16 protein-coding genes and 1 tRNA gene are annotated in these 17,278 nt (G+C 26.8%); 8 read left to right on the forward strand and 9 right to left on the reverse strand.

Going from position 1 to position 17,278, the window contains the following annotated elements; translation table 11 throughout:
* Window positions 1-7: 7 nt before the first annotated feature.
* The 4 genes from NL43_RS00255 to ilvD form a co-directional block, all read right to left on the reverse strand.
* Window positions 8-328, reverse strand: coding sequence for a multidrug efflux SMR transporter (locus NL43_RS00255; protein ID WP_069591972.1), 321 nt, complete (start codon window positions 326-328; stop codon window positions 8-10).
* A gap of 19 nt (window positions 329-347) precedes the next feature.
* Complete coding sequence (argS, locus tag NL43_RS00260; protein ID WP_069591973.1) at window positions 348-2,030, reverse strand: arginine--tRNA ligase; 1,683 nt, start codon at window positions 2,028-2,030, stop codon at window positions 348-350.
* Between the two features lie 34 nt (window positions 2,031-2,064).
* Window positions 2,065-2,484 carry a signal peptidase I gene (locus tag NL43_RS00265; RefSeq protein WP_069592119.1) on the reverse strand — a complete coding sequence of 140 codons (420 nt, stop codon included), beginning with the start codon at window positions 2,482-2,484 and terminating at the stop codon, window positions 2,065-2,067.
* Between the two features lie 123 nt (window positions 2,485-2,607).
* Complete coding sequence (gene ilvD, locus NL43_RS00270) at window positions 2,608-4,257, reverse strand: dihydroxy-acid dehydratase (protein ID WP_069591974.1); 1,650 nt, start codon at window positions 4,255-4,257, stop codon at window positions 2,608-2,610.
* 235 nt (window positions 4,258-4,492) lie between these two features.
* Here ilvD and NL43_RS00275 point away from each other — a divergent pair.
* The 4 genes from NL43_RS00275 (at window position 4,493) to NL43_RS00290 (ending at window position 7,821) form a co-directional block, all read left to right on the forward strand.
* A tRNA-Arg gene (locus NL43_RS00275) sits at window positions 4,493-4,568 on the forward strand.
* A gap of 185 nt (window positions 4,569-4,753) precedes the next feature.
* On the forward strand, window positions 4,754-6,043 hold the full coding sequence (gene lysA / locus NL43_RS00280; RefSeq protein ID WP_069591975.1) for a diaminopimelate decarboxylase: 1,290 nt from the start codon (window positions 4,754-4,756) through the stop codon (window positions 6,041-6,043).
* Window positions 6,040-6,918, forward strand: a complete 879-nt coding sequence (gene dapF, locus NL43_RS00285; protein WP_069591976.1) for a diaminopimelate epimerase — start codon at window positions 6,040-6,042, stop codon at window positions 6,916-6,918. Before lysA ends, dapF begins: the two co-directional genes overlap by 4 nt.
* A 57-nt stretch (window positions 6,919-6,975) precedes the next feature.
* On the forward strand, window positions 6,976-7,821 hold the full coding sequence (locus tag NL43_RS00290) for a 4Fe-4S binding protein (RefSeq protein WP_069591977.1): 846 nt from the start codon (window positions 6,976-6,978) through the stop codon (window positions 7,819-7,821).
* 62 nt (window positions 7,822-7,883) lie between these two features.
* Here the strand turns inward: NL43_RS00290 and cobJ are convergent, their stop codons facing one another.
* Window positions 7,884-8,987, reverse strand: a complete 1,104-nt coding sequence (gene cobJ / locus NL43_RS00295) for a precorrin-3B C(17)-methyltransferase (RefSeq protein ID WP_069591978.1) — start codon at window positions 8,985-8,987, stop codon at window positions 7,884-7,886.
* Window positions 8,988-9,205: 218 nt separating this feature from the next.
* Window positions 9,206-9,820, reverse strand: a complete 615-nt coding sequence (locus NL43_RS00300) for a hypothetical protein (RefSeq protein ID WP_069591979.1) — start codon at window positions 9,818-9,820, stop codon at window positions 9,206-9,208.
* Between the two features lie 174 nt (window positions 9,821-9,994).
* Here NL43_RS00300 and NL43_RS00305 point away from each other — a divergent pair, with 174 nt between their 5' ends.
* Together NL43_RS00305 and NL43_RS00310 are read left to right on the forward strand one after the other, a co-directional pair.
* Window positions 9,995-11,461 carry a DNA-directed DNA polymerase II small subunit gene (locus NL43_RS00305; protein WP_069591980.1) on the forward strand — a complete coding sequence of 489 codons (1,467 nt, stop codon included), beginning with the start codon at window positions 9,995-9,997 and terminating at the stop codon, window positions 11,459-11,461.
* A 12-nt stretch (window positions 11,462-11,473) separates the two neighbouring features.
* On the forward strand, window positions 11,474-12,052 hold the full coding sequence (locus NL43_RS00310; protein ID WP_069591981.1) for a class II aldolase/adducin family protein: 579 nt from the start codon (window positions 11,474-11,476) through the stop codon (window positions 12,050-12,052).
* Here the strand turns inward: NL43_RS00310 and NL43_RS00315 are convergent.
* The 3 genes from NL43_RS00315 to NL43_RS00325 form a co-directional block, all read right to left on the reverse strand.
* Complete coding sequence (locus tag NL43_RS00315) at window positions 12,042-12,308, reverse strand: UPF0147 family protein (protein WP_084790298.1); 267 nt, start codon at window positions 12,306-12,308, stop codon at window positions 12,042-12,044. The genes NL43_RS00310 and NL43_RS00315 overlap by 11 nt on opposite strands.
* A gap of 461 nt (window positions 12,309-12,769) precedes the next feature.
* Window positions 12,770-13,075, reverse strand: coding sequence for a hypothetical protein (locus NL43_RS00320; RefSeq protein ID WP_069591982.1), 306 nt, complete (start codon window positions 13,073-13,075; stop codon window positions 12,770-12,772).
* A gap of 546 nt (window positions 13,076-13,621) precedes the next feature.
* Window positions 13,622-14,773 carry a Cdc6/Cdc18 family protein gene (locus NL43_RS00325; protein WP_069591983.1) on the reverse strand — a complete coding sequence of 384 codons (1,152 nt, stop codon included), beginning with the start codon at window positions 14,771-14,773 and terminating at the stop codon, window positions 13,622-13,624.
* Window positions 14,774-15,540: 767 nt separating this feature from the next.
* Between NL43_RS00325 and NL43_RS00330 the strand changes: the two genes are divergently transcribed.
* Both NL43_RS00330 and NL43_RS00335 read left to right on the forward strand, forming a co-directional pair.
* Window positions 15,541-16,500, forward strand: a complete 960-nt coding sequence (locus NL43_RS00330; protein WP_069591984.1) for a cobalamin biosynthesis protein — start codon at window positions 15,541-15,543, stop codon at window positions 16,498-16,500.
* A gap of 18 nt (window positions 16,501-16,518) precedes the next feature.
* A complete protein-coding gene (locus tag NL43_RS00335; RefSeq protein WP_084790299.1) occupies window positions 16,519-17,268 on the forward strand; it encodes a cobalt-precorrin 5A hydrolase in 750 nt (249 codons plus the stop codon).
* Window positions 17,269-17,278: the final 10 nt, after the last annotated feature.

Here is a 17,278-nt window from a genome sequence, read left to right on the forward strand (position 1 = left end):
ACTAATCTTAAGCTGTTGTCAACTTAAGTCCAAGAATTCCAGCAATAACCAAGAATATAAAAAAGATTCTAATAAGTGATGTTGATTCATTTAGAAAAATCATTCCCACAACAACGGTTCCTACTGCACCTATTGCAGTCCAACAAGCATATGCTGTTCCAAGAGGTATTCCTTTAAGAGAATGTTCTAAAAGAAGCATGCTTAATATTAAAAATAAAATAGTAAGTACTGAAGGTATTATTTTTGTAAAACCTTCTGAAAATTTTAAGGGAACTGCCCATAAAACTTCACAAATACCTGCCATTACTAAATATAGCCATGAATTCATAAGAAACCTCTAATTAAATTTACATGAATTCAGGTGCTTTTATTCCTAATAATTTTAAAGAGTTTTTAAGTGTGATTCTTGATGCATCAACTAATTTTAATCTTAAATCTTCATGATCTGAACCAATAACTTGTTGTGATTTATAGAATTTGTTAAATGCTTTTGAAAGACTTAATGTGTATTCTGCTAAGTGATGTACTCTTCTTTCATCTGCAGATTGACGAATTATTTCTGTGAATCTTGATAATTCTTTAACAAGTTCTTTTTCTTCGTCTTCTAATTCATAGTCACATCTTACTTCATTGTATTCATCATATTCTGATTTAGCAAGTAATTTACAGGCTCTAGCATGTGCATATTGTATTGAAGCACAGCCTCTTTCAAAGCTTAATGCATCTTCCCATTTGAATGTAATTGGTTTTTCTGGAGATATTTGGTTAATATAGAATCTTATTGAACCTACACCAATTATTTTAGAAACTTCATCTAGTTGTTTTTCTGTTAAATCTAATCCACGATTAATAAGTTCATCTTTAGCATGTTTTACTGATTCTTCGATAAGTTCATCTACTGATACAAATACTCCTCTCCTGGTGGACATTGAACCTTCAGGTAAATCAATAAATTCATAGAATACTACTTCAGGAGCTCTGTTTTCTGAGAGTTCTAGTGCTATACTTAATTGTTTTGCTGCTAATTTATGGTCTGCTCCAAGTATATCTAATGATATATCACTGTTTTTTGTTTTATATTGATGATACGCTAAGTCTCTTGTTGCATATAAACTTGTACCATTAGATCTTCTTAATACTAATTCTTTATCAACACCATATCTTTCAAGTGGTAAATATAGTATGTCTTTTTGTATGGTGAATGGTTGTAGTTTTTCTAATACATTGTCCACATCACCTTTTCTTAAAAATCCACTTTCCCATTTAAATAAATTCATTTTAATATTTAAATTTTTAAGTGTTTCTTTAATTCCATCAATACAATATTCCACTACTGTTTCAAATGCATCTGCTAGGCGAGCATCCCCACCTTCCTCATATCTTTGCAATATGTCATCAATGTCTTTATTATATTCTGGATTTTCTTCTAATTTTTGGTTACATTGGAAATAAACTTCACCTATAGCATGATCCATTTTTTTATCATCATCAAGTTTAAATCCAAATTTATCCATTCCCCATACGATAATTGCAATTTGTCTTCCCATATCATTTACATAATATTGTGATTCTACTTTGTATCCTGCATGTTCAAGCACTCTTTTTAAGGAATCTCCAAGTATTGCATTTCTTAAATGTCCTACATGTAATGGTCCATTAGGGTTTGCAGAGGTATGTTCCAATAGAATTCTTTCTTCTTTCTCTGGTAATTCCCCATATTGTTTATCGATATAATTAGCTACTTTACTAGTAAAAAGTGTATAGTTGATAAAGAAATTAAGATAAGGTCCTTTTGTTTCTACTTTTTCAAAGTATAAGGGTAAGACTATTTTTTCTTTTATTTCTTCAGCTATTTCTACAGGTGATTTTTTTAATTTACTTGCCAAAGAGAAAGCAACATTACTTGATATATCCCCCATTTCAGGACTAGGTGGTTCTTCTAATGTTAATTCTTCATCTAGTGTTACTCGTAATTTTGTTAAAACTTCTTCAATACTATCTGTTATCTCTTTTTTTAGTTTTGAATACATTAATTCCATATCTCCTTTATTTTAATTTATTTAATCATAAACCTCTAAACCATAACGTTATATAACCTATTTTTGGTATTATAACAAGATTATCCCCTACTGTTAACACTTTTGCATATATTTGTTCTGATGAAACAGGATATGGGTCTCGTACTTCATTATTATCACCTTTGATAATATAATATTTAGATCCATTTTCGTATTGTATATCAATTACTCTATGTATTACTGGTTCTGGATACCATGTAGCATGATATACTACTACATCACCTACTTCTACATCTGTTTCTGGATTAAATTCTTGTATCCCATATGTGTCTATATTTTCTGTTACTACGATATCTCCCCTATAAAAGGAAGGTTCCATACTTCCAGATACTACTACACTTAAATGTGCTGATAAAAGTAATGCTACTATTAATATAATAGCATAACTTGTTATTTCCTTTATAATATATTTTCCACTTGTTGTATCTTGTTTTTTATTTTTTGAATTCTTTTTAGAATTCCGTTTTTTATGATTTTTTCGTTTAGACAAAAAAGTCATCTCCTTATAAATTAGAAGATGGTTTGAATTCTATTTTAAGATAGCTCCTTTATCAGCAGATGTTGCTAATTGTTGATATTGTTTTAACCATCCTTTAAGATTTCTTTCAACATGTTCTACTTTAGATAATCTTTCTTTGATTTCATCATCAGTAAGTTCTAATGTGATGGTTCTTTCTTTAACATTGATTGATACTATATCACCATCCCTAATTGCTCCAATTGGTCCACCTTCAGCTGCTTCTGGAGATATGTGTCCAATACAAGGTCCTCTACTTCCTCCAGAGAATCGTCCATCAGTAATTAAAGCCACGTGGAACAATTCACGACCCATTATTGCTGCTGTTGGATTAAGCATTTCACGCATACCTGGTCCTCCTTTTGGACCTTCATACCTTATTACAACAACGTCCCCATCAACTATTTTATCAGATTCAATTGCTTTTACACATTCTTCTTCTGAATTAAATACTTTACATGGTCCAGAATGGATTAACATGTCTTCATTTACTGCTCCTTGTTTAATTACACAACCATTAGGTGCTACATTACCATACAATACAGCAATTCCACCTTCTGTTCTTACTGGATTTTCTAAAGTATGTATTACATTATAATCAATATCAGTAATATTTTCAAGGTTTTCTTTAACAGATTTTGATGTACATGTGATACAATTATTATTGAGTAATGATTCAAGATTTTTCATTACTGCAGGTATTCCCCCAGCATTTTCCACATCAATCATTCTATTATTTCCACCAGGTCTTATACTACAAATATATGGTACATCATGACTTAATTTATCAAATAAGTCTATTGTTACATCTACACCATCTACTTCACTAGCTATTGCAGGTATGTGTAATGTTGTGTTAGTTGATCCACCTAGTGCTAAATCAACAATTATTGCATTTTCAAATGCTTCTTGGGTTAATACATCAGATGGTTTAATATCTTTTTCTATTAATGTGAATATTTTTTTAGCAGATTCTTTTGCGATTTCTACTTTTTTATCACTTATTGCATGTGCTGTTGCACAACCAGGTAAACTCATTCCAAGAGTTTCTGTTAAACATGCCATTGTATTTGCTGTGAATAATCCAGCACATGATCCTGCTCCAGGACAAGCACATTTTTCTAATTCATATAAATCTTCTTCAGACATTTTTCCAGATTGTGTTGCTCCAACAGCTTCAGTTACATTAATAAAATCTACTGTTTCACCATGGAATTTACCAGGCATCATAGGTCCACCTGTTATTACAATAGTTGGTATGTTTAATCTTGCTGCTGCCATTAACATACCTGGAACTACTTTATCACATGATGGCATTAGGATTAATGCATCAAATTTATGTGCCATAGCCATACTTTCAACAGTATTTGCTATAATTTCCCTAGAAGGTAATGAATAATACATTCCTGAATGATTCATTGCTATACCATCACATACAGCCATTGTACTAAATTCAAAAGGAACACCACCTTGTGCTCTTACAGTATCTTTAACTTCTTGAACTAAATCTTTTAAATGAATATGTCCAGGTACTATATCAGTATAACTGTTTGCTATTCCAATGAATGGTTTTTTCATATCATCATCATCTAATCCACAAGCTCTTAAAAGAGATCGATGGGATGTTCTATTAATTCCTTTTTTTATATCGTCACTTCTCATTAAATCATCACCTAACTTAATTATATGTTTTACTGAGCTAAAATTATGATTAAAATAAATAAAAAAATTATTAAAATATTTTTATACACTATATATTATATATATTATAATTCTATAATAATTTTTTTTATATGACCTGAAAAAATCATAAGTAAAGTATTAAATAATAAAAAAATAAATATTCTATTATAGAACTTAACCAAGTTATAAAAATATATTTTATCTATGTAATAATGGGCTCGTAGTCTAGCCAGGATTATGACGTGGGACTTCGGATCCCAAGGTCGGGGGTTCAAATCCCCCCGGGCTCGTTTGAAATAGATTTCTAGTTTTAAAAAATTTATAATATCCTTATTTTAAATAATTACTTTTTATAAAAAGAAAGATAACTTTATAAATAATAAAAATCATACTTTAAAAAAAGAACTTTTTTTTGAGTATATATAATATATAATTTTTTTTATGAAATACAAATTAACTAAAAGGAATCAATATTATGCCATATGATTTTAATTTAAAAACAGAAAATAATCATCTTATTATCGGAGATGTTGATGCTAACGATTTAGCAGAAGAATTTAAAACACCATTATATGTAATTGATGAAGAAAAAGTAAGATCAAATTATAACAAATTATACACAGCATTCAGTAGTAAATATGAAAACCTTCATATGTGCTATGCTGCAAAAGCAAATACAAGTCTTGCAATAATGAAAATATTAGAAGATGAAGGAAGTTACATTGATGCAGTATCCCCCGGAGAAATATACACAGCATTACTTGCAGGATTTACCCCAGAAAGAATTGTATTTACTGGAAATAATGTAACAACAGAAGAATTAGAATATGCTCATAAAACTGGGGTTACTATAAATTTAGATAGTATCTCAGCACTTGAAAGATTAAGTTCTATTGAAGGTACAGAAGGAAAAGAAATATCCATAAGAGTAAATCCTATGGTTGAAGCAGGACATCATGAACACTGTATTACTGGTGGACCAAAAAGTAAATTTGGAATAAGAGAAGATGAAGCAGTAGACGTATATCAAAAAGCAATAGATTTAGGATTTAAACCTATAGGTATGCATTCACATATTGGTTCTGAAATACTTGAATCTGAACCATTCATGTTAGCAGTAGAAACAATGATGGATATTGCAGGAAAAGTACACCAAGAAGTTGGAGTAGATTTTAAATTCTTAGACTTTGGTGGAGGATTTGGAATTCCTTACGAACCAACAGAAGAAGAATTAGATCTTGAAACATTCACAACAGATATTATTAAATTATTCAAAACAAAATTAGATGAATATAACATGGGAAATCCTGATATGTACATAGAACCAGGAAGATTCCTTGTAGGTAATGCAGAAGTATTATTAACTAGAGTAAATACTATAAAAGAAAGTTACCGTAAATTTGCAGGAGTAGATTGTGGATTTGGGACATTACTAAGACCAACAATGTATGGATCATATCATCATATTGTAGTTGCAAATAAAATGGATGCTGAAGACGAAGAAGAAATAGATATTGCAGGAAACCTTTGTGAATCAGGAGATTTATTTGCAAGAGATAGACCAATGCCTAAATTAGAAGAAGGAGATTTACTTGCAATATTAAATGCAGGAGCATATGCTTTTAGTATGGCATCCCAATACAACTCAAGACCAAGACCTGCAGAAGTACTTGTAAATAAAAAACAAGTAGATGTTATCAGAAGAAGAGAAGAATTCAGTGACTTATTTAATGGTCAAACAATCCCAGTAAGGTTATTAAAATGATTAAAGAAATAGAATTCACAAAAATGCATGCATTAGGTAATGACTATATAGTTATTAATGAAACAGAAACTGAAATTATTCCAGAAGAATATAAAAACAAAATAAGTGATGAAATTTGTACAAGAAACTTTAGTGTTGGTGCAGATGGAGTTATATTTGCATGTAAATCTGAAAAAGCAGATGTAAGATTCCGTATATTTAACAGTGACGGTAGTGAAGCTGAAATGTGTGGAAATGGTATTCGTTGTTTAGCAAAATATGTTTATGACATGAATATTGTTAAAAAAGAAATAATGAATATTGAAACCATGGAAGATATTAAAGAAGCAAGACTTACAGTTGAAAATGATGTTGTAGAAAGTATTGAAATTGATATGGGAAAAGGATTCTTTAAACCAGAAGAAATTCCTGCTATAGCACCTAGTGGAAATGTTGATGAATTTATAAAAGAAGAAGTTAATGTTGAAGGTGAAAAAATAATAATGAGTGCTGTAAGTGTAGGTAATCCACATGCAGTATGTTTTACTGATATAAATATTGATGATATTGATTTAGACTTCTATGGTCCACGTATAGAAACACATGAATTATTCCCAGAAAAAATTAATGTACATTTTGTTAACATTGTATCTCCTGAAGAAATTAATATATTAACATGGGAACGAGGTGCTGGATTTACATATGCTTGTGGAACTGGTACCACTAGTTGTGTATTATTAGGATATAAAATGGGATTATTAAATGAAAAGGTACTTGCTCATTTATCTGGTGGAGATTTAAACATAACAATTACTGATCACACAGAATACTTGACTGCTGAAATGAAAGGAAAAGCTGTTACCGTTTATTATGGAAAAATGACTGTTGAATTATAATCACCCTTATTTTTTTTATTATTTTTTTTATAAAATTATTTAGTGAAGGAAATTTATATGAAACCTATAGTTTTTGAAGATTTAAGTACATTTCTTGTAAAACGTGTATTTCATTTACGATTTAAAGTAGCTTCATTAACCAGGAAATCAAGAATCATGAATAAAATCATAACAAAATTACTGTTTGATAAAGATGGAACATATTTTATACCTAGTAATAATAGTGTAACTACAACTACTATTAATATGAATCAAACTATACCACAAGCAGATGAAATGGTATTTCCAAGTGATATTATTAAAGAATTTATTAAAAAAGCAAATTATATTGTTATTATGAATAAATGTTTATGTAGAACTTCTGCCGAATGTGAAGATTATCCTATTGATTTAGGTTGTATTTTCATGGGTAAAGCAACCAAACAAATATCTAGAAAGTATTGTAGAGAAGTTACTGTTGAAGAAGCAATAAATCATATTGATAAGTGTGATGAGGCTGGATTAATTCATATTATGGGTAGAAATAAGATGGATGTTACTTGGATGAATGTTCATCCTGGTGAAGAATTATTAACAGTTTGTAATTGTTGTCCATGTTGTTGTTTATGGAGAGTTCTCCCTAATTTAAGTGATAGTATTCAGGAAAACTTCTTTAAATTACCTGGAATTTCTATTTATTATGATGATTATAAATGTATTGGTTGTAAAAAATGTATTGATGTATGTTTTACTCATACAATTTCTATAAAAAATGAAAAAATAGAACTAATAGAAGACACATGTATTGGTTGTGGCCATTGTAGTAATACTTGTCCAGTAGATGCATTACAATTAAATTATGAAAATATTAATGTAGATAGTGTATTTAGTAAAATAGATAGTTTAGTTAATATTGAAAATTAAGATATAAAAAAAGTCATATATTGCAAGTGTAAAAAAAGAATTAAAAAGAAGAAAAAGATTATTTATTTATCATCTAAATCAAAATTACGATTAAAATCAAGGAATCTTGTTTTATAAATAGTAGATCGTCTTAATTTTAAAAGTTCTTTTTTATGTTTATCAAAATCATCCATTGATTTAATATTTTCTTTTACATAATCAAGAAGTTCATCTACAACTGCATATTTATGTATCCAATTACAATCAGTACAATTCCACACATTTTTATCAGCTATCCATTTACCACCAGTGGATCCATCAGCACACGGATATAATGGACAATAACAGAATGTACAAGTTTCTTCTTCATTATGACATGGATAATATTCACAAGTATTATTATGACCTAATTGTATATCTCCATTGAAAAATTTTTCATAGAATTGTTCTGTTAATTCAGGTAATTCTGCAGTCATTTTATATCCTCTAGGAGTTATCATTTTACCTTTTTTAACATAAGTCATAGAATTTCCTATAATAATAGTTGTAGACATGTCAATGTATTGTTTTCTTAAATCTTTAAGTTTACAAATATTAGTTAATGTTTCTGTACCATCTTTAGTTGTTACTATACCAACAGGTGTATCAGGATTTCTATTTTCAAGTAAGATATCACATGCTGTGTGGAAAGGTTTTGTTCTTCTCATACTTTTAGGATTGTAGAATGCAATTACCAAGTCTGCTTGTGCAGCATGTTTTATTTTACGTTGAATTTCTTCAAGAGGAGTTAATAAATCACTGAGACTTATTATTGCTAAATCATGTAATGGTGCCCCTAATGCACTTGCAGAATATGTTGCTGCAGTTACTCCAGGAATTACTTCAAATTCTAAATCACTATATTTATCTATAATTTGGAAGTATACATTTGCCATTCCATAAATACCCGGATCTCCAGAACTTATAATTGCAACTTTTTTACCTTCTTTTTCTTTTTCAATTGCAAGTTCCACACGTTCCATTTCATCACCCATTCCACGTCTATGAACTTCTTTACCTTCAAGTAAATCCTCAATATGGGTAAGATATGGATTATATGCTATAACTACATCTGCTTCTTTTATTCTATCTACTGCTTTAAGAGTAATATGCTCTCTTTTAGAACCTATACCTATTAAACTAATCATTGTATTTTCCCCATTTATTAAATAAATACTATACTAATAATATCTTATAATGTTTAAATATAATTTGAAATATTAGTTTATATTATCTTAATAATTATGTATATTTTATTATATTTATTATTAAAGGATTAACTTATCCAATTATATAGATTTATGTTATTAAAAAGTTTAATTATGAAAAAAATAGTTAAAAAATAAAAAAGAAAGGGAATAAAGTTCTAAGCTCTTGCTCTACTAGACCCATTACTTGTTATAGCTGTTGTATTATTAGTTGAAGTTGTATTATTTTGACTATATTGTATTAAATTTTCTATTGAAGAATTGCTAGAAGAATTATTTTGATTATACAATACAATTCGCTCTTTAAGTGAAATAGAAGTTATATTAATTTTAACTTTTCCACTTGAATAAACTTCACCTATAGCTGTTGCTGTAATACTATATGTCTGTTCAGGTACTATTTGTATTGCACCACCAGATGTTATTTGAGTATCTTTTGTTGCAATAGCAGTTATAGTTACTGTTTGATTTCCAGTATCATCACTTGCAATCTTTGTCGTGACTGAATTTAAATTAACACTCAAATTAGTTAAATTATTTAAAATTAAAGCAACATCTTCATCATTAGTTATATTCAAAGTATCTTGATCATTTAAATTTTCTTCACCTGTAAATGAATCAATAAAATCAGACACCCCATCTATTTGAACAGATACTAATTCTACTGGATCAACAGGACTTGAAGAAATTACACTATATGATGCAAATAAACCTATTTCAAAAAATATGAATATTCCTAATATGAAAAGAATTATTTTCAAAAATCTTGACATTGATTCACCTTTCCCATAGAATATAATTAAAATATTATTTTTCCTTTTCGTAGTATTCTATTATTAGTTTAAGTTAATTATCATATATATTATATATTATTATTAATCTGAAAAACATAAATAAATAATATAAATTGAAGAAAAAAAATTAATTTTTAAACAGTAGCTGATCTAATGTCAAAGAATATAATTAAGAAATTTCAAAAAGCAGAAATTTTATTAAATAATAATGCATATGCTGAAATAAAAGGTCATGATGATTATGATTATTTAATAAATGAATTAATAGAATATTTAGAAGAAAATGAAAATGATCAGTACATCATAACTACTCAAACTATAAGAAATTATCAAGAACAAGAAAGAGCACGTATTCATGAAGCTATTATAGAAAATCCTAAAACAAGAGAAATAAGAGCAAATCAAGAAACACCATATGAAATTGTAATGGATGTAACTAATAAATCATATACAGATGGAGATATTCAGGATTTGAATAAATATTTTAACAGCAGATATGAAAAACTAAAAAAAATCATACAAGAAAATCCCGAATTTAAAAAAATCAATGAACTTAAAACAACGAAAACAAATATAGATAATCTTCATACTATTGGTATTGTTAACAGTATAAATAATACAAAGAATGGACATAAAATAATTGAAATAGAGGATCCCACAGGAACAGGAAGTGTAATTGTTCTAAAAGATAATGAAGATTTAATAAATAGTAGTCAAACAATAGTTAAAGATGAAGTTATTGGTGTTAGTGGAAGTACTAATGGAAATCTCATAAGAGCAGATGAAATTGTTCATCCAGGAATTCAAAGAAGACCTATTGATAAAGAAATGGATTTTTCAATAGTATTTATTTCAGATGTTCATATTGGAAGTAAACAATTTGATGAACAAGCATTCAATAAATTCATTAAATGGCTTAATGGTAATTATGGAAATGAAAAACAACAAGATTTAGCAAATGATGTTAAATACTTAGTTATTGGTGGAGATCTAGTTGATGGTATTGGAATATATCCAAATCAAGAAAAAGAATTGAAAATTAAAGATATATATCAACAATATGAAGAAGCAGGAAGATTACTAGGAGATATTACTGACATTCCTATAATCTTATCACCAGGTAACCACGATGCAACTAGACTTGCAGAACCTCAACCTGCATTAACGGAAAAATATGCTAAAGATTTATGTAACCAGAAAAATATTGAAATGGTAAGTAATCCATCAGTTGTTAACTTAGATAATATTAAAGTTCAAGTGTATCATGGTAGAAGTTTTGATGATATTGTAATGGCATTAAATAATTATACTCATGCTGATACAGATAAAATAATGAGATTATTACTTGAAAAAAGACATCTTGCACCTATTTATGGTGAAAGAACACCTCTTGCAAGTGAATTTGAGGATTATCTTGTAATTGATGAAGTTCCAGATGTACTTCATACAGGACACGTTCATATTAATTCACATGTAAAATATAAAGGTGTTCATATGCTTAATTCAGGAACATTCCAGAAACAAACAGAATTCCAGAAAATATATAATATTGTACCAACATGTGGACAAGTTCCAGTGTTAAATCAGGGTACATTCCAAATGTTAAATTTCAATGAATAAGGACGTGAAAAGATGGATAATAAAATTATAGAAAAAATAGTTAATACTGCTCATCATATTTATAATAAAAATATGATTATAGGTAAAGCAGGAAACATTAGTATTATTGATGAAAGTAAAAACTATATTTATATTACAGCATCAGGTACTGATTTTAAAAGTTTAAAGTATGAAGATGTTATTAAAGTTAATATAAATGATTTAACATATGTTTCAAGTGAAAATAGAGTTCCTTCAATGGAAACTAGTTTACATACAGGTGTATATAAAAAAAGATTAGATGTTAAAAGTGTAGTCCATATTCATTCACCATATGCTACTGCATTTGCATTTAGTAAAAGAAAATTACGTCAACAAGAAGGCTTTGGTGAAATTACTGGAGAATATATTACAGAAGTTGATTATTATCCACCAGGTAGTAAAAAATTAGCTGAACATGCTAGTGATGCTCTTATAGAAGATGATTGTATTCTACTAAAAAATCATGGTTTAATTGGAGTTGGAAAAGATATTGATGAAGCTACTCTTCTATGTGAATATGTAGAAGGTATAGCTAAAACTCAATATATTACCCATGTACTTAATCTTTAACTGATTCAAGTTCACTTAAAATGTTCCAAACAAGAATTCTAGCATGAATTGGTATGTTTGGATCATTACTTATATCATCTAAAATAGATATAACAGTACTTGCTTTTATGGTTGGTTCTTCATCTTTACCTAAAAGAGTTGTTGAATCTTCTGCTGCTTTTCTTATATTTCTTGGTACACTTGTATCATTGATAATTTGTGATAAAATTTCAATACAATTTCCAAATATTTGTTCATTATTCATTATGTCACTCATAATTACACTCCCTAAATAAATTCTATTTAAAAAAATTTTGTTAAATAATAAATGTAATATTCAATTATCTTTATGATAAACGAAAGATAATATTTGTTCTTAAATAATTATATTTAATTTTTATAAAGTCTGTTATAATAATTATATTATTAATAATATATAAAAATGGCTCTGTCAAAAGTTATGTGGGTCGTTATTTTATTCCATGTTTTTCTTCCTAATAATCAATTCTCAGTTGGAATCTACTTAAAATTCCTTTTTGTGATTTCATTCTTCTTTTATGTGTTTTGAAAATAGTTTTTGGAACATATTTTCTATTTTATTACTTGTTTTTTCTATATTTTTATTTTCAAGTGCATAAGTTAAGTTAGATAAGTATGGTCTTATGAAATCTATGATTATATCTTTGATTGCTTGTGGTACGTCTTCTTTATTGTCTAGTATTTCATTTAGTTTCTTTTTTATAGTTTATTATGGGTATTTTCTATACTTTGATGTGGTATTTCAATGTTATATTCTTGTTTTAGGTAATAATGGATTTTATAGATGCTAGATCCATATATTACAAATAATTTTAGTATTTTTTCAAGTAATAGTTTAGTTATATTTTTATTTTCATCAATAAATCCTGTTAAATCTGTGTTGAATGTTTTACCACAATGTTTACATTCATATATTTGAATTTTACATTTTTCTTTTCCTTTATTTAATAAAATTAAATTTCTTGTAATAAATCCATTTTTTAATAACTTTTTTTTGATGAACATTCAATACAAAAAAAACATGCTCTTGTTTAAATAATGTAATTACTTTTTTATGATAAAAGGGTCTATCAATTGTAAAAATAAGTGTATGAAAAACTATTTTTATTTAACTCTTCAAAAAAATTGTAAAGTTTAAGTTGTTTATCGACAAATATACTATTAAAGGAGCTTTGTTTAGTTGGATACATGTTTAAATATAAGTTCCTCGTCTTATATCAACTTTACTATTTTATTTTCTAATTTTAAGAAAAATCAGAAGAGAACTATTTCCAATGTAAACTATAAAAGAATATTATACAAAAATAACCTTAAAAAATAATTTTAAAATAAAACAAAATGATTATAATAAAAATTTTCATACGAATTCTATGAAAAAAAGAAGTTGAATCATTTCAAGTGTAAACTTTCATTCACACCGAAACCACATAATTTTTTACATTGTCAAAAAATTGAAAGAAGTATTTCAAATGTAAATATTATGAAAAATTTTAAGTCATATATTTCAAGTGTAAAAAGAAATAAAAATAAAAAAAAATAAGTAATAACAAATTAATCTTTGTAGATTAATGCTTTATCAATTAAATCAACATCACATTGTAAGGTAATAATATTAGTTCTTCCTTTACCTCGTCCTCTAGAAATAGTATTTGCAGATATTAATCCAAGCATTTCTAATTCATTAATAAAATCAAAAAGTCTTCTATAAGATACTTTATCATTCTTAGCTAAATCTTGATAAACATCATATAATAAGCCAGATGTAATTTCTTCATGTTTTTGAGTAAGATATGTGATTGCCTCAAGTACTTTTTGTTGTTGAATAGGTAATGTCATTACAACATCGATAATTTTATTATGTTCAATACGATCTTTTGCTTCTTTAACAAAACCTTCTTCTATAACATCAACACCTTTTTCATCTGCAATTTCTCCAGAAGTTTTAAGTAAATCAAGAGCATATCGTGCATCTCCTTCTTCTTTTGCAGCTAATGCAGAACATAATCCAATTACTCCATCAGATATAGCACCTTCATGGAAGGATACATTTGAACGTTCTCTAAGAATATCAATTAGTTGTTGAGCATTGTATGGTGGAAATACAATTTCTCTATCACGTAAACTACTTTTTACTTTTGGTTTAATGAAACGTTTAAAATCCACATAATTACTAATAGAAGTTATAGCCACATTATCAGTACGTGTTAAGGTGTATAGAATATTATCTCCATCATTTTTTAAGATAACATCAATTTCATCTAAAATAACTATTAAGATTAAATCTTCACCAAGAATGTTCTTTTTAAATAAATTTCTAAATGTATTAACAACTTCTGCTTTAGTCCAACCTCTATAAGGTACGGGTTTTCCAAGTTGTTGACATAATCGTGCTAGAATTTGATATTCAGTATTATAATCAGTACAACGAATATATTCAATACGAATATTAAGATTTTTTTTAGCAGCAATTTCTTCTAGTTGTTTTTTAGCATATAATGTTACAGCTGTTTTTCCAGTTCCAGTTTTTCCATAAATTGTAACATCAGGAGGTGTTATTTTATTTAATGCTTCAACCCAGTATTTAGCTATGGATTCTATTTTTTCATCCCTGTGAGGTAAAGTTTCTGGTATAAAACGATGATCTAAGTATTTTTTTGTTTTGAATATTGTTTTTCTTTCGTTGAGTTCTTGGAAAATGTTCATATAATCACCTTTACATAAGTTGATTTTCAAGTATAAATAGATTTGTAATACTAGAAATTCAAGTGTAAAATTATTAATTTAATATTTCTATATTAAAGTATAAAAAGGTTTAGAGAGAGAGACCTCTGTTGCAAGTGTAACTTAAAAGGGATACCCCCTAAAATTTTTTGAAAAAGAGATGTTTTGCTAGTGTAAAAAACTCTTTATTTTAAGAATAACTTTTTAAATATTCTTTAAAATTTAAATTAAATAAAAAAAATAGATAAAATAATAAAATAATAATAAAATAATAATAAAATAATAATAAAATAATAATATAATAATAATATAATAAATAAATAATAATAATATAATAATATAATAAATAAATAAATAATAAATATTTATTTTTAATTTAAATTTATTTAATTAAAATTTTTTTTATCAAAAATTTTATCAAAATAAGTAATACAAAAATACTTTAAAGTATTATAGTAATACTTTTTTAATTTTTTATATTTTTTTTACACTTGAAATTTACCATTACTTTTTTTTTATCTTTTCAGAAAATTTTTTTTTACACTTGAAATTTATGTCTATATATTCTATTTTTTCTTAATATTTTTTTTACACTTGAAATATACCTCTTACTGTTTAATTTTTTTCTTGACAAAAAAAAATTACACTTGAAATCTATGTCTCACTTATTCATTTTTTTCAGACATGACTTCTGTTACACTTGAAATCTATGTCTATTATATTAATTTTAAAAAAATAATATAATAATAATGATATATGAAAATTTAATTTATGGTATTTCCATAATATGGTTATCCGTTTTAATAGATTTACTTTTAGGCGAAGTTCCAAATAAAATACATCCAGTAATTTATATGGGAAATGTTATTTCAAAGTTAAAAAATTATTTACCTCCAACAAGGTTTTCAGGTTTATTAATTATTTTAACAACAAACTTTGTATTTACAACAATAACCTTTTTCATTATAATACTATCCTTGTTTGTGAATATTTGGGTATATATAATTGTAGCTTCTTTGATTTTATCAACAACATTTTCAATTAATTTCCTAATAAAATCTGTTAGAGATATTCAAAAAGATCTTGCTACTGATATAAATAAAGCACGAAAATCAATGTCATATCTTGTAAGTAGAAATACAGAAGAATTAACAGAATCTCGCATAACTTCTGCTGCAATTGAAACATTATCTGAAAATATAACTGATAGTATAACTGCACCTTTATTTTATACAGCAGTTTTTGCTTTTCCATTTTCAATGATTATTGCAATTCCAATAGCTGTAATATATAGAGTTTCAAATACCATGGATGCAATGTTAGGTTATAAAACAAAAGAATTAATTAATATTGGACGTTATCCAGCAAAATTAGATGATGTATTAAATTATATTCCTGCACGAATAACTGGTTATTATATAATACTTGCAGCATTTCTTTTAAGATATGATTACAAACAATCATACTTTATCATGAAAGAATTTGCTCTAAAAACACCAAGTCCTAATAGTGGTTATTCTATGGCAGCAACAGCCGGAGCTTTAAACATTACTTTAACTAAAGAAGGTGTTTATGAGTTAGGTTATGGAACTGATGAATTAAATGGTGAAAAAATAACTGAAGCAATTAATATAACTAAGGTAACATCAATTTTATTCATAATAACCATTTTTATAATATACTTCATAGGTTTATTATTTTTAATGTAAATTTATAGGTGATTAATAATGAAAATAGCAATTTTATCAGTAACAAATCAAGGAAAATTAATTTCAGATAAATTATATAATTCTTTAAATAATAATCCTTTGATATTATATGTAGAACAATACCATAAAAATGTTAAAGAGACAGTAAAAAATATTTTCAATGAATTTGATTGTATAATTGGGATTATGGCTTCAGGTATTATGATACGTTCTATAGCACCTCATGTTAATTCAAAATTATCTGATCCTGCTGTTTTACTTATTGATGATAATGCTAATTTCACAATAAGTTTATTAAGTGGTCATTTTGGTGGAGCAAATGATTTAACTCTAAAAATAGCTTCTATAATTAATTCAACACCTGTAATAACAACATCTACTGATGTTAATAATAAAATAGGTATTGATTCAATAGCAAAACGTTTTTACTGTTCTCTAGAAAATCATAAAAATATTAAATTTATCAATAAAGCGTTAGTGGATAATAAACTAGTTGATTTATATTTACCTTCTAAATTTTCTTTTATTTTATCAAAAGATATTGAAAATTCTTATAATATTCATATTGATGATAAAATAGATGTAATCCGTTCATCAATAAATGGACATGATGTTATATTAAAACCTAAATCATTAGTTATGGGAATAGGTGCAAGAAGGAATATTGCAAGTGAAAAAGTTAATCATGCTATTTTAGAAGCATGTAATTTACTTGAAATTCCTGTGAATCGTATAGATTTTTTTTGCAACAGCAGATGTAAAAGCTAATGAACAAGGA

Origin of the sequence: Methanosphaera sp. WGK6 (assembly GCF_001729965.1) — an archaeon.
Taxonomy (GTDB): Archaea; Methanobacteriota; Methanobacteria; order Methanobacteriales; family Methanobacteriaceae; genus Methanosphaera.